This window comes from Bacteroides ndongoniae (assembly GCF_900108345.1).
Classification (GTDB): Bacteria; Bacteroidota; Bacteroidia; order Bacteroidales; family Bacteroidaceae; genus Bacteroides; species Bacteroides ndongoniae.
The window spans coordinates 1102930-1127665 of the sequence record NZ_FNVV01000013.1 but is presented as its reverse complement, the minus strand read 5'-3'; the positions used below and the strand labels follow the sequence as shown (position 1 = coordinate 1127665).

At 49.6% G+C, this 24736-nt stretch carries 26 protein-coding genes; 15 read left to right on the top strand and 11 right to left on the bottom strand.

What is annotated here, in order from left to right; translation table 11 throughout:
- The first annotated feature begins 280 nt into the window (after nt 1-280).
- From BQ5591_RS09160 to BQ5591_RS09145, 4 genes are all read left to right on the top strand, one after another.
- Complete coding sequence (locus BQ5591_RS09160) at nt 281-982, top strand: iron-sulfur cluster assembly scaffold protein (protein WP_021846350.1); 702 nt, start codon at nt 281-283, stop codon at nt 980-982.
- Between the two features lie 13 nt (nt 983-995).
- Complete coding sequence (locus BQ5591_RS09155) at nt 996-2006, top strand: GGGtGRT protein (RefSeq protein WP_071149403.1); 1011 nt, start codon at nt 996-998, stop codon at nt 2004-2006.
- A gap of 166 nt (nt 2007-2172) precedes the next feature.
- The gene (locus BQ5591_RS09150; RefSeq protein ID WP_022162656.1) at nt 2173-2472 is read left to right on the top strand and encodes a nucleotidyltransferase family protein; all 300 of its coding nucleotides are present in this window, start codon (nt 2173-2175) and stop codon (nt 2470-2472) included.
- The gene (locus tag BQ5591_RS09145; protein ID WP_071149079.1) at nt 2465-2806 is read left to right on the top strand and encodes a HepT-like ribonuclease domain-containing protein; all 342 of its coding nucleotides are present in this window, start codon (nt 2465-2467) and stop codon (nt 2804-2806) included. Before BQ5591_RS09150 ends, BQ5591_RS09145 begins: the two co-directional genes overlap by 8 nt.
- A 122-nt stretch (nt 2807-2928) precedes the next feature.
- Here the strand turns inward: BQ5591_RS09145 and tnpC are convergent, their stop codons facing one another.
- The 3 genes from tnpC to BQ5591_RS09130 form a co-directional block, all read right to left on the bottom strand.
- On the bottom strand, nt 2929-4776 hold the full coding sequence (gene tnpC / locus BQ5591_RS09140; RefSeq protein ID WP_071149078.1) for an IS66 family transposase: 1848 nt from the start codon (nt 4774-4776) through the stop codon (nt 2929-2931).
- 90 nt (nt 4777-4866) lie between these two features.
- Nucleotides 4867-5199, bottom strand: coding sequence for an IS66 family insertion sequence element accessory protein TnpB (gene tnpB, locus BQ5591_RS09135; RefSeq protein WP_071149077.1), 333 nt, complete (start codon nt 5197-5199; stop codon nt 4867-4869).
- Complete coding sequence (locus BQ5591_RS09130; RefSeq protein WP_071149076.1) at nt 5193-5558, bottom strand: hypothetical protein; 366 nt, start codon at nt 5556-5558, stop codon at nt 5193-5195. The genes tnpB and BQ5591_RS09130 overlap by 7 nt, the downstream gene beginning before the upstream one ends.
- A 240-nt stretch (nt 5559-5798) precedes the next feature.
- On the opposite strand from BQ5591_RS09130, the gene BQ5591_RS09125 reads away from it, so the two are divergent.
- The 3 genes from BQ5591_RS09125 to BQ5591_RS09115 all read left to right on the top strand — a co-directional run bounded on the left by BQ5591_RS09125 (nt 5799) and on the right by BQ5591_RS09115 (nt 9890).
- Nucleotides 5799-6974, top strand: coding sequence for an MFS transporter (locus tag BQ5591_RS09125; RefSeq protein WP_071149075.1), 1176 nt, complete (start codon nt 5799-5801; stop codon nt 6972-6974).
- A gap of 21 nt (nt 6975-6995) precedes the next feature.
- On the top strand, nt 6996-8432 hold the full coding sequence (locus BQ5591_RS09120) for a Na+/H+ antiporter NhaC family protein (protein WP_071149074.1): 1437 nt from the start codon (nt 6996-6998) through the stop codon (nt 8430-8432).
- A gap of 93 nt (nt 8433-8525) precedes the next feature.
- Nucleotides 8526-9890, top strand: coding sequence for a S41 family peptidase (locus BQ5591_RS09115; protein WP_235817064.1), 1365 nt, complete (start codon nt 8526-8528; stop codon nt 9888-9890).
- A 27-nt stretch (nt 9891-9917) separates the two neighbouring features.
- Here the strand turns inward: BQ5591_RS09115 and BQ5591_RS09110 are convergent, their stop codons facing one another.
- The gene (locus BQ5591_RS09110) at nt 9918-10745 is read right to left on the bottom strand and encodes an alpha/beta hydrolase (protein WP_071149073.1); all 828 of its coding nucleotides are present in this window, start codon (nt 10743-10745) and stop codon (nt 9918-9920) included.
- Nucleotides 10746-10818: 73 nt separating this feature from the next.
- On the opposite strand from BQ5591_RS09110, the gene BQ5591_RS09105 reads away from it, so the two are divergent.
- Nucleotides 10819-12123, top strand: coding sequence for a hemolysin family protein (locus tag BQ5591_RS09105; protein ID WP_071149072.1), 1305 nt, complete (start codon nt 10819-10821; stop codon nt 12121-12123).
- Nucleotides 12124-12346: 223 nt separating this feature from the next.
- Here the strand turns inward: BQ5591_RS09105 and BQ5591_RS09100 are convergent, their stop codons facing one another.
- Nucleotides 12347-12949, bottom strand: coding sequence for an OmpH family outer membrane protein (locus BQ5591_RS09100; protein ID WP_071149071.1), 603 nt, complete (start codon nt 12947-12949; stop codon nt 12347-12349).
- 29 nt (nt 12950-12978) lie between these two features.
- On the bottom strand, nt 12979-13212 hold the full coding sequence (locus tag BQ5591_RS09095) for a hypothetical protein (protein WP_071149070.1): 234 nt from the start codon (nt 13210-13212) through the stop codon (nt 12979-12981).
- Between the two features lie 145 nt (nt 13213-13357).
- Here BQ5591_RS09095 and BQ5591_RS09090 point away from each other — a divergent pair, with 145 nt between their 5' ends.
- Nucleotides 13358-14818, top strand: coding sequence for an aminoacyl-histidine dipeptidase (locus tag BQ5591_RS09090; protein ID WP_071149069.1), 1461 nt, complete (start codon nt 13358-13360; stop codon nt 14816-14818).
- Between the two features lie 178 nt (nt 14819-14996).
- Entirely contained in the window at nt 14997-16043 is a 1047-nt protein-coding gene (locus tag BQ5591_RS09085) for an endonuclease/exonuclease/phosphatase family protein (RefSeq protein ID WP_071149068.1), read from the top strand.
- A gap of 16 nt (nt 16044-16059) precedes the next feature.
- Here BQ5591_RS09085 and BQ5591_RS09080 read toward each other — a convergent pair whose 3' ends face one another.
- The 3 genes from BQ5591_RS09080 to BQ5591_RS09070 all read right to left on the bottom strand — a co-directional run bounded on the left by BQ5591_RS09080 (nt 16060) and on the right by BQ5591_RS09070 (nt 17666).
- Nucleotides 16060-16641 carry a 5'-methylthioadenosine/S-adenosylhomocysteine nucleosidase family protein gene (locus BQ5591_RS09080; RefSeq protein WP_071149067.1) on the bottom strand — a complete coding sequence of 194 codons (582 nt, stop codon included), beginning with the start codon at nt 16639-16641 and terminating at the stop codon, nt 16060-16062.
- Between the two features lie 106 nt (nt 16642-16747).
- A complete protein-coding gene (locus BQ5591_RS09075; protein ID WP_022162644.1) occupies nt 16748-17032 on the bottom strand; it encodes a winged helix-turn-helix domain-containing protein in 285 nt (94 codons plus the stop codon).
- Entirely contained in the window at nt 17025-17666 is a 642-nt protein-coding gene (locus BQ5591_RS09070) for a hypothetical protein (RefSeq protein ID WP_235817063.1), read from the bottom strand. Before BQ5591_RS09070 ends, BQ5591_RS09075 begins: the two co-directional genes overlap by 8 nt.
- A 645-nt stretch (nt 17667-18311) precedes the next feature.
- Between BQ5591_RS09070 and BQ5591_RS09065 the strand changes: the two genes are divergently transcribed.
- The 5 genes from BQ5591_RS09065 to BQ5591_RS09045 all read left to right on the top strand — a co-directional run bounded on the left by BQ5591_RS09065 (nt 18312) and on the right by BQ5591_RS09045 (nt 22319).
- Entirely contained in the window at nt 18312-18605 is a 294-nt protein-coding gene (locus BQ5591_RS09065; protein WP_071149066.1) for a hypothetical protein, read from the top strand.
- Between the two features lie 12 nt (nt 18606-18617).
- The gene (locus BQ5591_RS09060; protein ID WP_022161576.1) at nt 18618-18908 is read left to right on the top strand and encodes a cell division protein ZapA; all 291 of its coding nucleotides are present in this window, start codon (nt 18618-18620) and stop codon (nt 18906-18908) included.
- A gap of 138 nt (nt 18909-19046) precedes the next feature.
- Complete coding sequence (gene rny / locus BQ5591_RS09055) at nt 19047-20585, top strand: ribonuclease Y (protein WP_071149065.1); 1539 nt, start codon at nt 19047-19049, stop codon at nt 20583-20585.
- A gap of 169 nt (nt 20586-20754) precedes the next feature.
- Entirely contained in the window at nt 20755-21507 is a 753-nt protein-coding gene (locus tag BQ5591_RS09050; protein WP_071149064.1) for a copper homeostasis protein CutC, read from the top strand.
- A 140-nt stretch (nt 21508-21647) separates the two neighbouring features.
- Nucleotides 21648-22319, top strand: coding sequence for a hypothetical protein (locus tag BQ5591_RS09045; RefSeq protein WP_071149063.1), 672 nt, complete (start codon nt 21648-21650; stop codon nt 22317-22319).
- Here the strand turns inward: BQ5591_RS09045 and BQ5591_RS09040 are convergent.
- Complete coding sequence (locus BQ5591_RS09040; protein WP_071149062.1) at nt 22316-22999, bottom strand: response regulator transcription factor; 684 nt, start codon at nt 22997-22999, stop codon at nt 22316-22318. The genes BQ5591_RS09045 and BQ5591_RS09040 overlap by 4 nt on opposite strands.
- Nucleotides 23000-23095: 96 nt before the next feature.
- A complete protein-coding gene (locus tag BQ5591_RS09035) occupies nt 23096-24622 on the bottom strand; it encodes a sensor histidine kinase (protein WP_071149061.1) in 1527 nt (508 codons plus the stop codon).
- Nucleotides 24623-24736 lie beyond the last annotated feature (114 nt).

The window sequence follows — 24736 nt, the reverse complement described above, 5'->3', positions numbered from 1 at the left end:
ACGAAATGGAACTGTCTTTTACATATTAGGAAATTGAGTAAGCAAATATCGAAACTTCCCCGTAAAAAACGAAGCAATCCGAACAATTTATTTGCAAAAGCCCGACAACTGCAATCTCTACTTTGCATTCGGCCAGAAATAGGCAGTCCGTTACTTATTTTTAATAAAAAAGTCAAATCACAGGTTTGCCAGAAACGGGGAAAAGCAGTAACTTTGTGACCGATTCCGAAAAAGTGGATTTACTTTTTTATTATATAACTAATCTAAAAAAGAGCTAATTATGACTTATTCACACGAAGTGGAACACATGTGTGTTGTAAAGAAGGGTCCTAACCACGGACCGGCTCCTATTCCCGAAGAAGGTAAATGGGTAAAAGCTAAAGAAATTGTTGACATCTCTGGTTTGACACACGGTATCGGCTGGTGTGCTCCTCAGCAAGGTGCTTGTAAATTAACCCTCAACGTTAAGGAAGGTGTCATCCAGGAAGCTCTGGTCGAGACTATCGGCTGCTCCGGTATGACTCACTCTGCCGCTATGGCATCTGAAATCCTTCCGGGCAAGACCATCCTCGAAGCCCTGAATACTGACCTCGTTTGCGATGCTATCAACACAGCCATGCGCGAACTTTTCCTGCAAATCGTATACGGACGTACACAGTCTGCTTTTTCAGAAGGCGGTCTGATGATCGGTGCCGGTCTGGAAGACCTCGGTAAAGGTCTGCGTAGCCAGGTAGGTACACTGTACGGAACTTTGGCTAAGGGTACACGTTACCTGGAAATGGCCGAAGGTTACATCAAGACTATCGCTCTGGACAAAGACGACCAAGTTTGCGGATATGAATTCGTTCACCTGGGCAAGTTCATGGACGAAATCAAGAAAGGTACAGACGCCAACGAAGCTCTGAAGAAAGTAACCGGTACTTACGGACGCTTCAGCAAAGAGGCCGGTGCAGTTAAATACATTGACCCACGTAAAGAATAAGGAGGAAGGAAATATGATTAGAGAAGTGAAATTTGAAAGCCAAGACCGTCGTATCAAGCAAATTCTTGCTGCTTTGAACGAAAACGGCATCAAGGATATCGAAGAAGCTAACCAAATCTGCGAATCTTACGGCCTCGATCCTTATAAGACTTGCGAAGAAACTCAGCCTATCTGCTTCGAAAATGCAAAATGGGCTTACGTAGTAGGTTGCGCCATTGCACTGAAAAAAGGCGTTAAAACAGCTGCCGAAGCTGCCGAAGCTATCGGTATCGGTCTGCAGGCATTCTGCATCCCCGGTTCTGTAGCTGACGACCGTAAAGTAGGTCTGGGCCACGGTAACCTGGCTGCCCGTCTGCTGAGCGAAGAAACCAAATGTTTCGCCTTCCTGGCTGGTCACGAGTCATTCGCTGCTGCTGAAGGTGCCATCAAAATTGCCGCTAAGGCTGACAAGGTTCGTAAAGAGCCTCTGCGTTGTATCCTGAACGGTCTGGGTAAGGACGCTGCCATGATCATCTCTCGTATCAACGGCTTTACTTACGTACAGACTCAGTTCGACTACTACACTGGCGAACTGAAAGTTGTGAAGGAAATCGCTTACAGCGACGGTCCTCGTGCCAAAGTAAAATGCTACGGTGCCGACGACGTTCGCGAAGGTGTAGCTATCATGTGGAAGGAAGGCGTAGACGTTTCTATCACTGGTAACTCTACTAACCCGACACGTTTCCAACACCCGGTTGCCGGAACTTACAAGAAAGAACGTGTATTGGCTGGTAAGCCGTACTTCTCAGTAGCTTCTGGTGGTGGTACAGGACGTACTTTGCACCCGGATAACATGGCTGCCGGTCCTGCTTCTTACGGTATGACCGATACTATGGGCCGTATGCACTCTGATGCTCAGTTCGCTGGTTCTTCATCAGTTCCTGCTCACGTAGAAATGATGGGCTTCCTGGGTATCGGTAACAACCCGATGGTAGGTTGTACAGTAGCTTGCGCCGTTGACGTTGCTACTGCGCTGAATAAGTAATCTATACTTAATCAAAATAATAAATCCCTGTAACTTTATGAGTTATGGGGATTTTTATTTTATCAGTACTTCCATAGGTAAATTAGGAAGGAATAGAAAAAAGTCCTCACAAATAGCGCTATTATTGCGCAACTTTACTATCTTTGTATCATAAGCAAGTTTGTTTATGAAACTAATAGAAAACAACATACAGAAGATTTTCGCTTTGTGCAAAAAGTACAAGGTAAGCAAACTATTTGTGTTTGGTTCTATACTTACTGATCGTTTCAATGATGATAGCGATGTAGACTTCGTTGTTTCTTTTAACAAAGTAGAGGTAAATGATTATTTCGACAACTACTTTGATTTCAAATATTCGTTGGAAGAATTGTTTGGCAGAAAAGTGGACTTGTTGGAAGAACAGACTATAAAGAATCCATATCTGAAAAAAAATGTGGACGCAACAAAAGCATTGATCTATGGATGATTTGACAAAGAAACACCTGCAAGATATTCTGACTGCCATCGAAGAAATAGAAAGTTTCTTTGGTGACAAACCCAAATTGTTTGATGACTTTTACAGCAATCTTTGCCTTAGGCGTGCTATTGAACGAAATATAGAGATTATTGGCGAAGCAATGAACAGAATATTAAAAACGGACAAAAATATCGCCATCACCAATTCACGTAAAATTGTGGATGCAAGAAACTATATTATTCATGGCTATGACAGTTTATCGGCAGATATTCTTTGGAGCATGGTAATCAATCACCTGCCGAAACTAAGAAATGAAGTAACCACTTTATTAAGTTATGAATGAAACACGCTAGTTAAACAAGAATTCTCCCTTTATTTTTGTAAACTTCCAATTTTAGGGCACCCCCTTTTAGACGGGCGCCAGCAGGCACCCGTCTAAAAAAGAGTCCACAAATTTAACGATTATTATTTGCATATTGTCATGGGAAGAAGGTTTTCGTAATCCGTTCTTCCCTTTTTTAATTCTCTGAGCAGCCTGCAGAAGTAATCCCTGAAGGAGACTCCTACCTGTTTGCAGGTTTCTATAAAGGTATTATAGATTGCGGAGTTCTGTATTCCTTTCACGCTTCCGAAGAACAGACTGTTCTTTCGTTGGACAGTGATTGGTCTTATCGCTCTTTCAGCCGCCATATTGTCTATTGAGTATTCTCCATCGTTTCTGTAGGCGAAGATCTGATTCCAGAAGTTCTTCAGATACTTAAGGGCCTTGCCCATAAGTTCACTTCGGCTCTCATCCGGATTTGCAAGCAGATCATAAAGTTCCGTCCTTATCTTATCAATGATTTCCGTCGTTTCCTTACTGTTTCTTCTGTGGTAAATCTCGTCTGCGGTAAGTCTTTCCCGGCGGTAAGTATCTTCCATGCCGTATAACTTTCCTATCAGCTCAAGGAAGATTCTTGCCTGCAGGCTTCCCTGGTCGAAGGCATACTTGAACTTAGCCCTTGCATGAGCCAGACAACAGAGATGTTCTATATCCATAAGTTCGTTGTCAAGATACATATATACGTTATAACCGTCACTCTGCAGTGATTTGATTTTTGCATCACCAAGGAACTCCTTCAACACATTTCTGCTCCTTCCTCCATGTTTCTGCAAACCTTCATCGTCCGTTGTGTCCTCATAAAAGAAGATGACAATACGGGCTTTTCTGTTTACCAGACACCACATATAGGTCTTGCGTTTCTTATTGTAAGTGTGGTAACGAAGCCATGTCTCGTCCACATTCACGTTCGCACCGTCCTGAAGGGCAATCTTCTTGAGGGCAGGTATCAGCTTATTGAGTTGCATTGCACCTTTGTCGGCCCAGTTCAGCAGGTTCTGGACAGAAGTGTTCCAGTCCATATCCGACAGACGGTTTTTAGCTTCCCTGTATGCTGGCGTTGACATCTGGAAGCGGTTGAACATAAGATACGAGAGCATGTTTGCCGTAATGCTTGTACCCGGTACAATCTCATTGTAGATGTCAGCCCGGGCGTCATCTTTCATGGGAAGGAACATGCTTTCAATCCTGCCGTCGGCATGCTTTACCTTAAGCACTTCAAAGTGATGTTCCTCAATATGGCTCACGATATTTCTTATTTTACGATAGCTTGATGATATCACTACAGACCCCTCAGGAAGCATTGTATAATCGGACTTGTGTATTATCGGGGTGCCTACACAGTTCTTGTTGTATCTCATTCCTTTTCTATACGGTCTTTCCTTGGAATGAGGAGTGGCCGGAGTATCCTGCGTGTCGCATGATGCGGAAGGCTCTGACTGTGGAACTTCACCAGCCGGAGCAGTAGGAGTACCGTCAAAGTCATCCTTGTCGTCATGCTTTCCTTTTACGACCTTTTTGCGGTCAATGCCTTTAAGGCTTTTGGATGAAGCGTAAGTCTGGTTATTCATAAGTGAAAGACGCTCGACAAGGGCGTTATGCTTTTTCTCAAGCTTTTTGTATTCCTTGTCGCGGAGCTTGCATTCAATGGCAGCCTTCTCAGCCTTGCTGTTTGCCTTAAGCAGGGCATCTGTAAGGGAATCAATCTTACGGTTGGCGTCCTTCAGGTCTTTTCCTATTTCATCAAGTCGTGCTATCATTTCATCAAGCTGCTTGCTCTTGTTCTGATTCTCTTCAAACAGGAACAGGGCGAACCTCTTTATCTGCTCATTATCCATACCTTCAAGGGGTGTATGCTCCTTTTCAGGCCTGTTCATCATCTCTTCAAGATGCTTCTGTCTGAGTATGTGTTCTATGAGTTCCTCTGTTTCCATGTTCTCTAAATTTTATGTAAAGATACTCATTTTCAGTGAGATACGCAAATATTCAGAGAACTTTTATCGCTGATTTTCAGAGTTTTATCATTAAATTTTTATGCTCGTTATTACCGGAGTTTCAAGTATTGTGACCAGGTCTTTCCAGTCTATCTTATACACTGTCACGTCATCCTTGCGCTCTATCCTCATGAACCTGTAGCCCTTTATGAAGGACTTCTCATGAAGATAATAGGCATTGCGCTCATAGTGTATCATGCGAACCTTGCGCTGGTCTTTAGACATGAACATGTAAACATCGCCGTTCATCGGGTCACGGTGGTACCTGCCGCGGATTATCTCACATATACGCTGAGCCTTGCATCTCATATCATGAAGCTCAGGAAGGTAGTAGAAGTTGTGAAGACCGTTGATGCTCAGCATAAGCCCTCCAGTTTCTCTACCAGCGTTTTCAGCCCCTGATAGTCTAAGCCTTTCTTCTGAATGCACAAGCCCTCACGTGTTTTTATCGTCACCATGATGCTTCCTTTATGGGGAGTTGTATGTTTGGGCTTGTCTTTAGCAACATCCTGCCGTTCTTCATTGCCTGTCCGAATCAACTCTTCCGGAATTCCTTCCACTTCTACAGGTACAACCTTCTTTTGTGTCTTCTTGAACCAGTCATAGAATGCCGTGTATGGAATATTGTTGCTAATGCAGAATGAGTTGATGGAAACCCCTTTGGGCTCACCCTCGGTTTTGTATAGGAACCACAGTCTTTCAAAGTCTTTTTCGCTAAACATAATCTTTCAAGTTTTAAGTTTAGCACGAAGGTATGGGAAAGAGCCATGCTAGTCAATACGCCAATTTTGGAAGTTTACTTTATTTTTCCCTAGTTAGGAAAAAATTTTTCTCCAGTTAGGAAAATATTTTTTCCTAACTAGGCAATTTTACACAGCCAACTCCCCGACAGACAACAGAGAATCTGGCAAGCTTCCACACAAAATAGCCGAGCATTCAAAGAAAAGCCGTATCTTTGCGGCATGAAACAAGAATTGAAAGAAAACGGCGGACTTCCCGCCTCCATTTTATGGACGCTCGCCATCGTAGCAGGAGTATCGGTAGCCAACATTTATTACAACCAGCCCTTGCTAAACCTGATCAGACATGATCTGGACGTATCTGAGTTTCAAGCCAACCTGATAACCGTCATCACTCAGGTAGGTTATGCTTTGGGATTGCTGTTCATCGTACCACTGGGCGACTTGTATCATCGCAAGAACATCATCCTGACCAACTTTACGTTATTGATATTCTCGTTGCTGGCCATTGCATGGGCTCCCAACATCTACATCGTTTGGGCTGCCTCTCTGCTGACGGGCATCGGTTCGATGATACCACAGATTTTCGTCCCGATAGCCTCCCAATTCTCGCGTCCCGAGAACAAAGGCCGCAACGTAGGTATGGTCATTTCGGGACTGCTGACAGGTATATTGGCCTCGCGTGTGATTAGCGGATACGTAGGCGACGTACTGGGTTGGCGCGAAATGTATCTGATTGCGGCAGGACTGATGGTGATATGCGCCGTCGTTGTGCTGAAAGTCTTGCCCGACATCCGGCCGACTTTCGAAGGCAAATACAGCGACCTGATGAAATCGCTGTTCCAGCTGATACGCGATTATCCGGCTCTGCGCATCTACTCGGTACGTTCAGGTCTGGTATTCGGATCGTTTCTGGCCATGTGGTCGTGCCTGGCGTTCAAGATGGCCGGAGCTCCTTTCTATGCCGGAAGCGACGTTGTAGGCATACTTGGCTTATGCGGCATTGCAGGCGCATTGGCAGCCTCATTCGTTGGCGGAAGCATCAGGAAAGTAGGCATCCGACGATTCAATTACATCGGCTTCACACTGAACCTGTGCGCATGGGCATTGCTCTATTATGGCGGCAACAGCTATGTGGGCATCGTAGCCGGTATCATCCTCATCGACATCGGCATGCAATGCGTACAGCTGAGCAACCAGGCCAGCATCTTCGAACTTTGTCCTTCAGCCTCTAACCGCGTGAACACGATTTTCATGACCACCTATTTCATTGGCGGTTCCTTAGGCACTTTCCTGGCCGGAAGCTGCTGGGAAATGTGGGGCTGGGCAGGCGTGGCCCTGGCCAGTGTAACACTCACCTTACTGGCAGCCCTACTGACACTTTGTACCAAGAAATAACTTAGCAATCATAAACTTCACATGAATAGAGAAAAGAGAATACCCTCCCCATTTGTCTCCCTCCTGCCGATACTGCTGCTGGTGGGAATGCTGTTCGCCACCATTCATACTTTCGGCAGCGATGCGCTGAGCGGTGGAAGCCAGATATCCCTGCTCGTCACGACGGCTGCCTGCGCATTCATCGGAGTGGCTTTCTACCGCATCCCGTGGAGAGACTACGAAATAGCAATCACCAACAACATCAGCGGTGTAGCTACCGCCATCATCATCCTGCTGATAATAGGTGCACTAAGTGGTGCCTGGATGATTAGCGGCGTAGTGCCTGCCCTGATATATTACGGCATGCAGATTCTGCATCCCGACTTCTTTCTAGCCTCCACCTGCCTGATTTGTGTCATCATCTCCGTCATGACAGGCAGCTCGTGGACTACCATTGCCACCATCGGCATAGCCCTGCTGGGTATCGGCAAAGCACAGGGATTCAACGAAGGCTGGATAGCAGGTGCCATTATCTCGGGCGCTTACTTCGGCGACAAAGTTTCGCCTTTGTCCGAAACAACCATTCTGGCGGCGTCGGTCACCGAAACACCACTGTTCCGACACATCAAATACATGATGATTACTACCATTCCTTCGCTGGTCATCAGCCTGATACTGTTCACCGTCATGGGACTGACTCACGATACGGGCGGAACGGAACAGATCAGTGAGATTTCAGCAGCACTGGACAGCAAGTTCAACATCACCCCCTGGCTGTTGATCGTACCGATAGTGACAGGCATCCTGATTGCCCGCAAGGTACCTTCCATCATTACCCTGTTTGCATCAACCCTGCTGGCAGGCCTGTTTGCCCTTATCTTCCAGCCCGATCTGCTGAGAGAGATTGCCGGCAACGGCAGCCTGTTCAAAGGTTGCATGATGACCTTTTACGGCAGTACCAGTCTGCAAACCGATAACGCCATGCTGACCGAACTGGTAGCCACACGTGGTATGGGAGGCATGATGAACACCGTATGGCTCATCCTTTGCGCCATGTGTTTCGGCGGTGCCATGACGGCCAGCGGCATGCTGGGCAGTATCACGTCGGTCTTTGTACGCTTCATGAAGAATACCTTCAGTATGGTGACATCGACCGTTGCTTCCGGACTCTTCTTGAATCTGGCTACGGCCGACCAGTACATCAGCATCATCCTGACAGGCAACATGTTTGGCAACATTTACAAGAAGCGGGGATACGAAAGTCGCCTGCTGAGCCGCACAACTGAAGATGCTGTCACCGTCACTTCGCCACTGATACCTTGGAACACGTGCGGCATGACGCAGGCCACCATTCTGAGTGTGCCCACACTGGTCTACCTGCCATACTGTTTCTTCAATATCATCAGTCCGCTTATGAGTATATGCATAGCAGCCATCGGTTACAGAATTTATAAAAAGAAGGAAGACGACAATGCATAAACATCGGACGTTATCAATTATTATATCACGTTTGTAAGCAGATAAACGAACTATTCGCTACATTTGCAGGCAGAAAATAAAAAGAACAAGGAAATGCAGATAAGAACAAGGAATACACTGTTTTATTTGTTAGGAGGACTTCTTGTACTGACAAGCCTCTTCTCGTGCGGCGTAGACCGCTGGCCAGAGTACTATCCGTGGACGGGACGTGACCTGTGGATAGACAGCGTCATGCGGGAAGACTACCTGTGGTATGAAGAAATTCCTTCGTTCGACGACCTGAACTATTTCCTTGAACCGCAATCCTTCCTCGACGCAGCAAAGTCGGAGAAGGATAACGGAATCTCTTCGGTAGACACCCTACTGACTGCCTCCACTCCCAGCTACGGGTTTGACTATTCGCTGAGCCAGGTGCCGGACAACGACACGGCCTACTACGCCATGGTGACCTACGTTGTTCCCGAATCGCCGGCAGCCGAAGCTGGCCTGAAACGCGGCGAATGGATAATGATGGTGAACAACGACTATATCACCAAGAAAAATGAAACCATACTGACCGAAGGCGAGAGCAAAGACATCGTCATCGGGAAATATACCGTACACACCGAGACTGGAGAAGACGGAACGGAAACCGAAACTGCCGAAGTTGTAAAAGACCGAGAAAGCGTATTGCCGGCCACACGACCGGTAACAGATGCCGTCATACCGGCCAGCACCATCGTGCAACACAACAATAGTAACATCGGCTATCTGGCCTACAACAGCTTCGACACCGAAAGCGATACACAACTGCTGGAGTTCTCGAAGACTTGCGCAACGAACAATGTAAAAGATTTCGTGCTGGACCTGCGATACAATGCCGGAGGCGATATGGAAAGCGTACAAAGACTGGCCTGTATCCTTGCCCCATCCGACAAACTGGGCGGTACGCTGGCCACATTGCAATACAACCAAAAGAAAAGCGGAAAGAACCATGACCTGATATTCGACGCACAGCTGCTGGTAGGAGGTTCCAATCTAAATCTGTCTACCGTATACATACTGACAAGCGGTACCACGGCCGGAGCGGCTGAAATGTTGATCAACAGCCTGACTCCCTACATGAAAGTTATTGTAGTAGGCGAGACGACGAAGGGCGAATACATCGGTACCGAGCGCTTTGAGAACACGCAATTCATGTGGGCACTGCGACTGGCTGTCTGCGAGATATTCAATGCACGAGGTACAGCCAATTATACCAACGGATTCACTCCCAGCTATTCGGTCAGCCCGCTGAGCGACCCTGCTACCGTATTGCCTTTGGGTGACCCGAAAGAAGCACTGTTAAGCGCCGCTCTGGGAATCATTGACGGCAGCATCAGCCTGGACGGTTCAGAAACAACCCGCGCAACAAGTGCCGCCAACGTAAAAGAAGTAAAAATGAAACGTACCTTCCCACGAGGTATCATCGTCCGATAACCAGGCAGAAAGGTACAGGAGAAGAGCTTAGCGCTTGAAATATTTCTCGAAGAAAAGTATCTGATAATCGATTGAATTGTTCCAATACCGTCCGTCGTGAACACCAGGACGGGTAATGAAGTCGTGATCGATACCACGTTCCAACAAACGCTTGTGCAGGTCTTTATTCACTTCAAGGAAGAAATCCTTCTCACCGCAATCAATGATCAGTGCCAAATCACCGTTAGCTATACTGTCGAGCTGGTTGACAACGGTATGTGCATCCCACAACGCTTTGTTCGATTCATAGTCGCCAAGCTGTACTGCCATTTCCCAGTTCTTGGGGAAAGGACGGATATCCACACCTCCACTCGTACTGCCAGCTGCACCAAACACGTCTTTATGTCGTAAAGCATTCCACATGGCTCCATGTCCGCCCATGCTCAGACCAGTAATGGCACGACCTTTCCGGTCGGCACGCGTAGCATAATGGGCATCCGTGTACTTTATCAGTTCCGAAGAGATAAAAGTCTCGTAACGTACATCTTCATGCTTCGGACTATCCCAATACCAACTGTTCTCACCGTCGGGACAAGCAAAAATCAATCCCTTCTCATCAGCAATCTTCCCCAACTCCGGCTTGATGCCAATCCAGGTTCCGGCATTCCCACCATAACCGTGCAGCAGATAAACCACCGGACATGCCTGCGGATTCTCTCCCAAAGCTTTGTCGGGTACTACATAAATCACCTCTACCTTCTTCTTCATCGAAGGACTGTCCACCCACGTTGTATCGACACATGCACCCTGCACCGAAACAGCCAGCAACAGTAGCAAAACAGCGGACAAACTTGTTCTCTTTCTTACATTTTTCATTGTTTTACATCTATTTCATTATTTTTATGCGCCAAAATTAGTAAGTTTGCAGCATAAACACTCAAAACATTATATGGAATTTGTCATCATTCTTATCTTATTGGGTCTTAACGGCGTATTTGCCATGTACGAAATAGCTTTGGTTTCCTCCAGTAAAGCCCGTCTGGAAACGCTGGTAGGCAAAGGAAACAAAAGAGCCAAAGGCGTACTGAAACAACTGGAAGAACCGGAAAGATTTCTTTCGACCATCCAAATAGGCATCACACTCATCGGAATTGTTTCGGGTGCATACGGTGGCGCCACACTTGCCGACGATGTACGACCGCTGTTTAGCGTTATTCCCGGCCTTGCAGCCTATGCCGACACGCTTGCCATGGTCACGATTGTAGCCGTCATTACCTATCTGTCGCTTATCATTGGCGAACTGGTTCCCAAAACCGTGGCTCTGAACAATCCTGAGAAATGGGCAACTTTGCTCAGTCCTTTTATGATAGCTTTGACCAAGATATCGTATCCCTTCGTCTGCCTGCTGAGCGCATCAACCAAGCTGGTGAATAAAATGATCGGTATGGAAAACAACGAGGAACGCCAGATGACACAGGACGAACTGAAAATGATTCTGCACCAGAGTTCGGAACAGGGTGTCATCGACAAAGACGAAACCGAAATGCTGAAAGACGTATTCCGCTTCTCGGACAAACGGGCTAATGACCTGATGACTCATCGGCGCGACGTCATTGTGCTGCACCCTTCGGACACACAGGAAGAAGTATTGCGCATCATCCGCGAACAGCATTTCAGTAAATACCTGCTGGTAGATAAAAGCAAGGATGAAGTAATCGGAGTGGTATCAGTGAAAGACATCATCCTGATGCAGGGCAACAGCAGTCAGCCGTTCGACTTGCGTAGCATTGCACGTCCACCTCTGTTCATTCCCGAAAGCCTGTATGCGAAGAAGGTGCTCGAACTGTTCAAAAAGAACAAGAACAAGTTTGGCGTTGTAGTAGACGAGTATGGAAATACAGAAGGCATCATCACCCTGCACGACCTGACAGAAAGTATTTTCGGTGACATCCTCGAAGAGAACGAAACGGAAGAAGAAGACATCACCGTGCGTCAGGATGGCTCCATGCTGGTAGAGGCCTCGATGAACCTGGACGACTTTATGGAGGCTATGGGCATCATGAATTACGATGACCTGCGCGAAGAAGACTTTACCACACTGAGCGGACTGGCCATGTTCCTTATCGGACGGGTACCCAAGGCGGGTGACTTGTTCAGTTATCAGAATCTGGACTTCGAAGTAGTAGACATGGACCGTGGACGTGTAGACAAATTGCTGGTCATCAAACACGAGGAGGAAGAAGAGAAAGATTAACCAGCCCAATCATAGATATTAGTCAGTAGCCGGAAGGCATTTTCCAGCCCCGCCCTATGCGAAGAAAAGCCTTCGACGACTTGACATACATATATATAATAATGTATAGGAGCACAAAAAAAGATTGCAAGTCCTGACGATGCAGAGCTTGCAATCTTTGTTTTTTATATCCTTTTGTTTGCCCTTTCCTTTTGACGGGAGAGGAAAACTTATCAGCTAAATATTATTTCTTCGGAGAAGAATATCTGGCATTCAAACCATCCAGAATTTCCTTCGTGATGTTGTAAACGCTATCAGCATAAAGCAGGTTGTCGAAACCGGTATTGCTGATAATCAGGCTATAACCTTTTGTCTTGTTGTATTCCTTCAGGAATGCATTGATAGAATCGCGCAGTTGAAGGCTGTTCTTGTCGTTTTCGCTCATCAACTCTGACTGAAGTTTATTGCTCAAAGCCTGCAGGTCCTGTTCCAACTTAGCAATGCGGTTGTATTCCTGCTGTGCTCTTTCCTGTGAGAGATAGGCATTATTCTGATATTTAGTCTGGAATTCCTGTTTCTGCTTATCCAGTTCCTTGGCTTTCTGGTTCAGCGTCAGACGAACATTCTCGCTCTTCTTCACCATGGCTTCGTTCAAATCGATGCAGAAGTTGTATTTAGCCAAAAGGGTATCAATTTCCACATAAGCAATCTTCATGCCCGACAATCCGGCTGCAGCCTGTGCAGGAGCATCTGCTGTTTGAGTTTCTGTTTTGCCGGTACATTGAGAAAACAAAACGATCAGTGCAAGAGCTACCAAACCGTTCATCAGATAGTTCAATCTCTTCATAACTTGATAAATATTGTTTTTAGAATTAATTAGTTCAGACTCTCATTCAGTCTCTGTTCCAGTTCGTCGATGGAAAAGCGACGCTTGCGTTGCGCTTCCCTGTCCTGCGACTGTACGCATCCGATACCCCTGTCACGCATTGCCTTGCTTCCGCTGACATGTGAATTCGGGAAACGCCCGCCTTTCACAAAAAACACTTTTACGCCCAGCAATACGACGCAAATAGCAACTATTAACAATGTTATTAATATGGTATGGAGCATATTCACTATTTTTGTGGGTGCAAATATAGGGCTTTGGACGGACTAACGTACCCTTTTTACATTAAAAAAAGAGAGAGGGGAAGAGAATAGTCAACCATTTTAACCATATTTAGCAATGAGAGGTTAAACTAATGAAGATAATCGAATGAAAAATGAAGATTTAAAACCGCAGGGCGTGTTCCATTATTTCGCAGAAATATGTAAAGTGCCACGCCCCTCGAAGAAAGAAGAAAAGATTATAGCCTATCTGCAAGCATTCGGAAAAAAGCATAATCTGGAGACACTGACCGATGAAGTTGGCAACGTACTGATAAAGAAACCTGCCACACCGGGAATGGAAAACCGTAAGACCATCGTACTGCAATCGCACGTCGACATGGTGTGCGAGAAAAACAACGACGTGCAGCACGACTTCCTGAACGACCCCATCGAAACCGAAATCGACGGAGAATGGCTGAAAGCCAAAGGTACCACACTGGGAGCCGACAACGGTATTGGCGTAGCAACCGAACTGGCTATTCTGGCCGACGACACCATAGCACACGGCCCGCTGGAATGTCTGTTCACCATCGACGAAGAAACCGGACTGACCGGTGCTTTTGCCTTGAAAGAAGGCTTCATGAACGGTGACATCCTGCTGAACCTCGACTCGGAAGACGAAGGCGAACTGTTCATCGGCTGTGCCGGAGGCATCGACACCGTAGCACAATTCGCATATCAGGAGGTGGACGTACCTGCCGGTTACTTCTGCTGCAAGGTACAGGTGAAAGGACTGAAAGGCGGACACTCGGGCGGCGACATCCACCTGGGACGCGGCAATGCCAACAAAATTCTGAACCGTTTCCTGAGCCAGACACTGAAGAAGTACGACATGTATCTGTGCGAGATTGACGGCGGAAACCTGCGCAATGCCATCGCACGCGAAGCACATGCCGTTATCGCCTTGCCTGAGGCCGACAAGCATGCCGTACGTGCCGACTTGAACATTTTTGCTGCGGAAGTACAAGCCGAATACAACGTAACAGACCCCGACCTGCAACTGCTGATGGAGTCGGAAGCACCGCGCGCAAAAGCCATCGACAAAGACACCACCAAGCGTCTGCTCCAAGCCATCTATGCAGTGCCTCACGGTGTATACGCCATGAGTCAGGACATTCCGGGACTGGTAGAAACATCTACCAATATGGCTTCGGTGAAGATGAAACCCGGAAACATCATCCGTATCGAAACTAGCCAGCGCAGTTCTACCGCTTCGTCCAAACGCGATATGAACACAATGGTACGCACCGTATTCGAAATGGCCGGTGCCGAAGTTTCTTCGGGCGAAGGCTATCCGGGCTGGAAACCCAACCCGCACTCCGAGATTCTGGAGATTGCAACCGCTTCGTACAAACGTCTGTTCGGTGTAGATGCCAAGGTAAAGGCTATCCATGCCGGACTGGAATGCGGCTTGTTCCTCGACAAGTACCCGACACTGGACATGATTTCATTCGGTCCTACCTTGCAGGGAGTACACTCGCCCGACGAACGGATGCTGATTCCTACCGTACAGAAGTTCTGGGATCACCTGCTGGACATCCTCAAGAACGCACCTGTCAAGAAGTGATCTGCTGATACATAAACAAGGACTGACCATGACGGACCAGACACTGCCCGCGCCGAATCGCTGTTTCCACATTCTTCCTGCACCGGAAGACACAGCCACACGGCGGACGTGCCTTAAGCCTTCAAGGTCAGCCCTTTCTGTTTTTCCTCCGCTGAAAAGATGGGGAATTTGCGCTTGCATGTTGCTACTTGCCCTGACGGCATCCGGCCAGACACGCCGGGACACTGCCCGGTTCCGCGTCATGTCGTACAACGTCGAGAACCTCTTCGACTACCAACACGACACCCTGAAAGAAGACCGGGAATTTCTGCCCGACGCCATCCGCCACTGGAACTACACGAAATACCGGAAGAAACTGAACGACATCGCCCGCGTCATCACCGCCGTAGGCCAATGGGAAGCGCCTGCTCTGGTAGCCTTATGCGAAGTGGAAAACGATACGGTCATTCGCGACCTGACCCGCTACTCTGCCCTTCGCGAAGCCGGCTACCGCTATCTGATGACTCATTCGCCCGACCTTCGGGGCATTGATGTGGCTTTGCTCTATCAGCGGCACCTGTTCAAGCCCATTGCTCATCGAAGCATCTCCGTCCCGCCGCCCGGCAAAGACAGCCGCCCTACCCGCGACATCCTCCATGTCAGCGGCCTGTTGCTCAATCTGGATACGCTCGATGTATTCGTCTGTCACTTCCCCTCCCGCTCGGAGGGCGCAAGGGAGACAGAGCCTTATCGCCTACGGGCCGCCCGACTGGTAAGGCAGGCAGCAGACAGCCTGCTGCACGTCCGCCAACGGCCGCAAATACTGATTATGGGCGACTTCAACGACTATCCACACAACAAGTCCATCCGCCAGGTGCTCGGAGCACAGTTACTGCCGGAAAATGCCGGCGGAAATGCTGATTCGTCCGCCGTCGCTGCACAGCCCGATCCTTACAGGCTCTATCATCTGCTGGCGCACCGGACCGCCAGCCGCAAGCACTTCGGCAGCTACAAGTATCGGGGCGAATGGGGACTGCTCGACCACATCATCGTATCGGGCACACTGCTCCGCCCCGACGCACCCTGCCACACCCGAGGAGGAGACGTCTTTGCGCCCGACTTTCTGCTGGCTCCGGACAAAAAATACGGCGGCAGGCAACCCTTCCGCACCTATTACGGCATGAAGTACCAAGGAGGCTACAGCGACCACCTGCCTGTCTGGGCCGATTTCTACATCCTCTATTAAGCCCGGACCTGACGACTCACACGGTAGTTACCAGCCCTTCGAAGAAGTTGCTCAAGCCTTGGCGTGCTTCGGCCAGCTTGTCTTCCCAATGCTTCACCGAGTTTTGTCCGATGACGTCTGTCACATACTTCACGGCTATGAAAGGCACTCCCTTGGCACGACACACCCACGCCTGGGCAAAGGCTTCCATGTCTACTACGTCGCCTTTCACATCAGTCAGCTCGGTCAGGAAGCTGTCGCCGGTATTGCACGTACCGTTGTCGGGCCAGTGCAGGCAATAGCCTTTCTGCGCCAGCAGTTCGGCAGAGTCAATCTGCCACTCCATGCCCAGATCGGAAAGTTTCTGCATGTCGCGGTCGACAAAGTGGCGGCACACCAATACATCGCCCACCTGACGGCTGACGCTGCCTGCCGTGCCCACATTTACCACCAGGTCGGGCTGCCCGTGCGCGATGGCTTCGGCCAGATAAAAAGCCGACTTCACCTTACCGATGCCCGTGCGCAAATAGCCCACCTGCACTTCCTCACCCCCGACGATGCCGGGAAACTTCAACTCCGTAAATTCGCCTTGAACGGCGTAAGTAACCAGTATTCTCATCTTGTTTCTTTTTTATTCACCACCGAAGAGACAGCATTTCACAGCGTCTTCCTTATCCTTCCGGACAATGGCTCTGCAATACGCAGCATCCTCCGTGGCATACATTCTACATTTTAATATAAGTCTTCAGCGCCTCCACATACTCCTCGAAAGCATCGACGCCACAGGGGGTAATCTTACAGACCGTACAAGGCATCTTGCCCTTGAAAGTCTTTGTTACCTCCACATAGCCAGCCTTGTTCAGTTTGTCTATCTGCACGCTCAGATTGCCTGCCGTGGCTCCCGTCTGCTGACGGATGTAGACAAAGTCAGCCTCCTCGACACTGAGCAGCAGCGACATGACGGCCAGCCGAAGCTCGCTATGCAGCAAAGGATTCAGTTCTTTAAACATAACGGTTCCTTTCTAATGCGTTAGGTATAACCTCCCTGCGAGCCCGACGGTTCAACACATGCCCCGGGATAACCAGCGACAGCAGCACAATGACGGCAAACACAAGCAGCGTTGCAGAAGATACACCGCCGGAAACCACCTGAAACACCAGCACCAGACTCCAGGCAAAGCCCAGCGAAGGCAATCCCGAAAACAGGGTATAACGGATGATAATGCCCGTAAGCAGACTGCCCAGCGAAACCAGCATGGCACACAACGGCAGAATCAGTCCGTAAGCCTGATACAACGTAGCAAACACAGCCACACCACAACAGGCAATGCCAATCATCTGCCACACCTGACCCACCACACGGTCGGTATAGTCCTTCGCTCCCTGCTGCTTCCGCCACCGGCGGCCAAACCACCACGACAGCAACCATCCCACCACCGGCAGCGCCCAAAAGCCCCACAGGCAGGCAGTGCAGTTCGTGAAATACAAGGCAGCCCACACACCCAGTGTAACCACCACGCCGGTATATCCCCACAACAGAAACATATTTCCACCGCCCACATCCAGATTGCGGCGCGTATTGCGGATCATCTGCGCTATCAGCTCCAGACTCTCCCTTTCGTTCAGTTTTCGGTCTTCCATCATTTGTCCTCCTTCATTTGTTTTACATGTACAGGGTTCCCCCTCATTCTATTAGTCACAGTTGTCGTTCGAACTCCATTGCAAAGATAAGAGGTTTATTTTGTAAACCAAATTATATCATAAATAAAAATACGTTCTAAACTACTTTTTCTCCAGATCCGTACAACCGACGCCCCCGTACACATCCCCTCCACCCTGCACACCCTGTCAGCCGCCTACCCGCTATCACCCCACCACCCCCCAGGCTTCGCATAAAAACACGTCAGGCCCGGCACCTCCCTTCCCCTAAACACGAAGCCACTCATGCATAGGAGAAGTTACATCTCAGCACGCGAGATGAAAGCGACTCCCTATGGAAGAACCTTTCCAAACCATACAAACCTCCTTTCACGAATAAGCCCAACCACATCCATCCGTATACCAAGCCCGCAAGCATCCGATGGCATCCGCCCGCCCCACGCCGCCGAAGCCTTCCGAGAATGACGGCTCTCATCAACAAAATGACAGAATAATCGCCCTATTCAGGCAAAAACATCCTCCCACAGAAACAAAAAGAAGAAAAAAAACTCCCGAAAGACTTGTTTTTCTCTGAAAAGTTTTTGTAATATCCGAATAAAACGTATTTTTGTGTACAATTTTGGTGTAGTAATGACAGAAGAAGAAAAGAAGCTATTAAGTACCTTTGAAGCCAGGCTGCGTCATTTAATCTATCTGCACGATGAATTAAAACGCGAGAATGCCGAACTAAAGCAACTTCTCGATGCCAAAGAAGAAGAATGCCGGACACTGATGGCCGAATATAAGCAACTGGAACAGAACTACACAGACCTAAAATCAGCTACGACAATCAGCCTTAACGGCAGCGACGTAAAAGAGACGAAGCTGCGATTGTCAAAATTAGTGCGTGAAGTCGATAAATGCATCGCTTTGTTGAATGAATAAAGAAGAAGATGTATGAACGATAAAATAAAAATAAACCTGCAGATGGCAGGAGCTTCTTATCCGCTTACCATCAACCGCGAAGACGAACAGATGGTGCGGGAAGCCGCCAAGCAGGTCGATTTGAGGCTCAATGCGTATCGCGAACATTATCAGAGCGTTTCCGCCGAACGGATCATAGCCATGGTGGCCTATCAGTTCTCGCTGGAAAACCTGCAACAGAAACAGCGTAACGACACTGAACCCTATACAACAAAGATAAAGGAACTGACAAAGGTGCTGGAAGATTACTTTAAAGAACCGTAATCCGTACAACCGCCACCTTCAAAGTATACCTTATTTATTAAGTAGAAAACCCACGCACTGTGCAAAAGTCCGTCTTGCCGATAGAGACAGGCTTTTATACAGTGCGTTTTTATTTATATCTATAAAAAACAAATTAAAATGACAGTAGTTACAATAGTAGTATCCATTGCCTGCTTTCTTATCGGAGGATTCGCCTCGTACCTGTTCTTCAAGCACGGGCTGAAGTCCAAATACGATAGCATTCTGAAGGATGCCGAAGCAGAGGCGGAAGTGATTAAAAAGAATAAGTTACTCGAAGTAAAGGAAAAATTCCTCAACAAGAAAGCCGACCTAGAAAAAGAGGTAGCCATCCGCAACCAGAAAATACAACAGGCCGAAAACAAGCTGAAACAACGCGAAATGGTGTTGAATCAACGCCACGAAGAACTGCAACGCAAGAAACAGGAAGCAGATGCCATCAAGGAAAACCTGGAGGCACAGCTCGTAGTAATAGACAAAAAGAAAGAAGAACTGGACCACCTGCAACGCCAGGAAATAGAAAAACTGGAAGCCATCTCCGGACTTTCGGCCGAAGAAGCCAAAGAACGCATGGTAGAATCGCTGAAGGAAGAAGCCAAAACGCAGGCACAGTCCTACATCAACGACATTATGGACGATGCCAAACTGACTGCCAGCAAGGAAGCCAAACGCATCGTCATCCAGTCCATCCAACGGGTTGCCACCGAAACAGCCATTGAGAATTCCGTGACCGTATTCCACATCGAATCGGATGAAATCAAAGGACGCATCATCGGACGCGAAGGCCGTAACATCCGCGCGCTGGAAGCTGCCACAGGTGTGGAAATCGTTGTGGACGACACCCCCGAAGCCATTGTGCTCTCCGCCTTCGACCCCGTACGCCGCGAGATTGCCCGTCTGGCCCTGCACCAACTGGTGACCGACGGCCGCATCCACCCCGCACGCATCGAAGAAGTAGTAGCCAAAGTACGCAAACAGGTTGAAGAAGAAATCATCGAAACCGGTAAGCGTACCACCATCGACCTGGGTATCCACGGCTTGCACCCTGAACTGATCCGCATTATCGGAAAGATGAAATACCGTTCATCCTACGGACAGAACCTGTTGCAACACGCCCGCGAAACAGCCAACCTTTGCGCCGTCATGGCATCGGAACTGGGACTGAACCCGAAGAAAGCCAAACGTGCCGGACTGCTGCACGATATCGGCAAGGTACCCGACGAAGAGCCCGAACTGCCGCACGCACTCTATGGTATGAAGCTGGCCGAGAAGTTCAAGGAAAAGCCCGATATCTGCAATGCCATCGGTGCTCACCACGACGAAGTGGAAATGACCAGTCTGCTGGCTCCCATCGTACAGGTGTGCGACGCCATCTCGGGTGCACGTCCCGGCGCACGCCGCGAGATCGTAGAAGCCTACATCAAGCGTTTGAACGATCTTGAGCAGCTTGCCATGTCCTATCCGGGTGTGACGAAGACATACGCTATCCAGGCCGGCCGCGAACTGCGCGTCATTGTCGGTGCCGATAAGATAGACGACAAGCAAACCGAAAGCTTGTCGGGCGAAATCGCCAAGAAGATCCAGGATGAAATGACTTATCCGGGTCAGGTGAAGATTACCGTTATCCGTGAGACACGTGCGGTAAGCTACGCCAAGTAACATAGCTACATAAAAACTCTACCATTGAAGGCACGGATTACACGAAAAGCCACAGAAAGTTCCAACAACAATCTGTGGAAAGAAGTGTAATCCGTGCCCCGTTTCTATCAACACAGTTGCCGGCAGGAACAACTTACAACGGCCGGACCAACTTTAAATCCGCAAAGCCATGAACCATTATCAGTTTGAAGTCTGCGCCAATTCCGTAGAAAGCTGCCTCGCTGCACAGGCAGGAGGAGCCGACCGTGTAGAATTGTGCGCCGGCATTCCCGAAGGGGGGACCACTCCCTCGTACGGCGACATAGCCACTGCCCGCGAGCTATTGATGCATACGCGCCTGCACGTCATCATCCGCCCACGCGGAGGCGATTTCCTCTATACCCCCGTCGAACAACGCATCATGTTGAAGGACATTGAAAACGCCCGCCGGTTGGGAGCCGACGGAGTAGTCTTCGGCTGCCTGACGTCCGAAGGCGATATCGACATCGCCCTGATGAAGCAACTGCTCGAAGCCGCGCAAGGCATGTCGGTCACCTTTCACCGTGCCTTCGATGTATGCCGCCAGCCCAAGCAGGCATTGGAGACCCTCATCCAACTGGGTTGCTATCGCATTCTTACTTCGGGTGCACAGCCCACTGCCGAACAGGGTATTCCCCTGCTGAAAGAACTGCAGGCACAAGCCGACGGACGCATCATCCTGCTGGCCGGCTGCGGTGTCAACGAAAACAACATTGCCCGCATAGCCAGCAAAACGGGTATCCGCGAATTCCATTTCTCGGCTCGTGAGCAACTGACCAGCGGAATGCAGTTCCGCAACGAAGCCGTCTCCATGGGTGGAACGGTGTGCATCGACGAATATTCACGGCCAGTCACCACTGCCGAAAGGGTCCGAAAGACCATCAGCGCACTAGTTCAACAATAAGCCCGGATGCAGATTTCGGTTGTCTTTCCTACCCGTTTGGTCGGGAAAAGTGGCCTGTCAGTCAAATTTTGCCTTCAGAGGCAACCAAAGTCCTGCAAAATTGTTATCTTTGTAAGGACTAATCCTTTATACAGACAACTATGAAAGTACTGCAACACATATTCAATAACGTATTCCTGCTCGTCGGCTTGCTTCTTTCGTTCACTGCATGCAGCGACGACAACGACGTGACAGCCACCCTGCTCGACAAGGAATACGAACTGGTCGATATAGAATGGTGCCGCATGCCCGACGACGTATCGTTCAGCAAAGCACAATCCTTCACCCACGAATCAACTTCGCAACAGAAATCGGAAGGCAAGCATTACATCGAACTCGACGTGATGGAAGGCTATCGCCAAAGCTCCCTCTTCCTCCCCGATGACCCCGTACTGTTCCAGCGTCTGGCAGGTTCGGTCACCGACTCGGTTTGTGTCCCCCAAAGCGCAACACAGCCTACCACGGGAGTTTACTTTCACATGTACACGCGGAATATTCCACAGGTACCTTTCACTACCGAATATTACCTGTACAACTCCGAGCAGCCCGACCTGTACATCGAGTCGGAGACACCGTTCATCGCCTACATCACCTCGGAAATCATGGAGTATCAGGTGACTTACACCTACCGTGCCCTGTTCCGTGGGAAGACGACCGGCCAGGAGATAGAGACTACCGGCAAGTGGGAAGGTATTTATTACCAGAACATCGGCAATCAGGTACATTCGTTCGAAGGGGAGAACATCACCGAAACCGCTCCGGCGATGCCCTAACCGACCGTAAGCACATACCCTTTTTTCATCAACGACTCAATCCGTACGGTTGGGTCGTTTTTTAATGCCCTCCGCAGGTAAGTGATCTGCACGTTCAGGGCCAGCGAGTTGGCATAACTGTCGCTGCCCCACACGGCTTCGAGCAGGGCAGAGCGCGCCACCGTCGTGTTCGCATTGCGTGCCAGCATCCGCAGGATGTCGGCCTGACGCGAAGTGATGAGCACTTTGTGGGTGCCCGTACGGATTTCGTTGGTGCTGTAGTTGAACACCGAGCGGCCAAAGCCATACACTTCCTCCTCGACCACCTCGTCGAGCTGCGAGGAGAAGCGCTCGCGTATGCGGGCTATCAGTTCCTCCGGATAGAAGGGCTTGGCCAGGTAGTCGTTCGCCCGGAGGCGGAAGCCTTGCAGACGGTCGGCCTTGTCGCTGCGGTCGGACAGAAAGAAGATGAGGACATGCCTGTCCGCCTCGCGGATACGGGCTGCCACTTCGAAACCGTTCAGACCGGGCATGTTGATGTCGAGCAACACCAGGTCGGGCCTGACGTGGGGAAACTGCTCTACGGCCATACTGCCGTTTCCTACATAGGTGACGTCGTACCCCTCCTGTTCGAGGAAGCGTTTCAGCAGCAGGGAGTACTTCAAGTCATCGTCGGCAAAAAGAATCTTCAGTCGTTTCATACAGGGCTTTACCTCCGCGCCCTCTCCCCGAAAAGAGGAAGAGGAGAACGGCAGGATTTCTTTTTAGAATCTGTTATTCTTGTTTTCACTCATCGTTCATTGCGGGATGCAGACGGTCACCGTTGTCCCCTGCCCCGGGCGGCTCCGTAGGGTGACGGTTCCGCGGTGTGCCTCGGTCAGCAGCTTTACGTAGCTCAGTCCCAAGCCGATGCCGGGCACAGCAGGGTCGGGCAGGCTGGCACTGCGATAAAACTTGTCGAATACACGGGCCTGCTCGGCAAGAGGAATGCCTATGCCGTTGTCGGCTACGCTCAACGTGAGCCGGGCATCGGTCACTGCCGCTTCGATGACGATATGAACCACGTCGCCCGAATACTTCACCGCATTCTCCAGCAGGTTGCTGATGATGTTCGAGAAGTGTAACCGGTCGGCCCGCACCGTCAGCGAAGGGTCGATACGGACTTCGAAGTTAGTCTGCTTGTCCGTTGCCGACTGTTGCAGGAGTACCAGCTTGTCCACCTCTTCGCGCAAGTGGAACGTAGTGACGGTCAGTTGCGCCTGCCCGTCGTCGGCCCGGGTCATGTCGCGCAGCTTCTGCAAATAGGCCGACAGGTTGTCCAGACCTGCCCGTGAGTCGTGTATCACTTCTTCCATCGCCTGCCGGTCGGCACACATCTCGCGATGACTCAGAAAGGCCACACACGCCTTCAGCGTCTGCACGGGGCGTTTCAGTTCGTGAATCATGGTGTTGACAAAGTTCTTCCTCATCTCGTCGATGCGCCGCTGACGCAGGATGGTCCTGATCTGGAAGAGCAGACAGCAGGCCAGCAACAGTATCATCAGCAGGCTGCCCAACAGTTGCCACCCCATCCGGAGCAACAGTGCGTGAGGCTGTATCCGCACCTGCACACGCACCTGTTCGAACTTCATCGGGTTGTAGGGATAGTCGATCTGCAGCACGGGGAACAATGACGTGCCGAGGTGGGTCACCTTCTCCTTGCAGCGGTACAGCGTGTCGCGCACATGGGTCAGCTGCGTGGTAAAGGGCATTCCGTCGAGCCGTGCCTGCAGGATGGAGTCGAAGCGTTGCAGCGTGAAGGGCACGTCAACCTGCAGCTTGTACTGGTCCAGCACACGGACAATGTCGATCCCGCCAGAGTAACCGTCTTCACTACTCAACACCAACGAATCGACAAACTGCATGTTCAGCCTGTCGGTACGCACGCTGATGCTGTCTTTGCCCGTGCGGGACAGTCGCACCGTGTCGGGCATCAGGTCCGAGATGCTGGCTTTCAGCAGTTCGTCGGTATCCACTGTACCCACTTTGACCACCTGCCTGTACTCCTGCCTGCCGGCGGGGTTCAGGCTGTCTTTCTGGTCCCGGTAGCTCAGCGATATGCTGGTGTTGAGCGACACACTCGAAGCTCCGAACGTCTTTCGGGGCATCGTCCGGCGGATGGAGTCGTTCACGGCCACCGCATCCATGACGCGGCGGTACATCTCGTCGGCACACTCTTCGTTTTTATACCGGTACTGGTTCCACAGCCAGTAGCCCTGCCCCGCAATGATCAGCAGCATGGCCGCCAGCGAAAGCATCCATATAATCTTGATCCGTTGTTCCATTCTTCGTCTTGTTCGGTTCGTTTAGGGTTCCGGAAGCAAAAGTAACGCATCCGTTCCAATTAGCGGTACGCGCAAGGCGAGTATTCTCGGGCGAATAATATTTCAGTAATAACT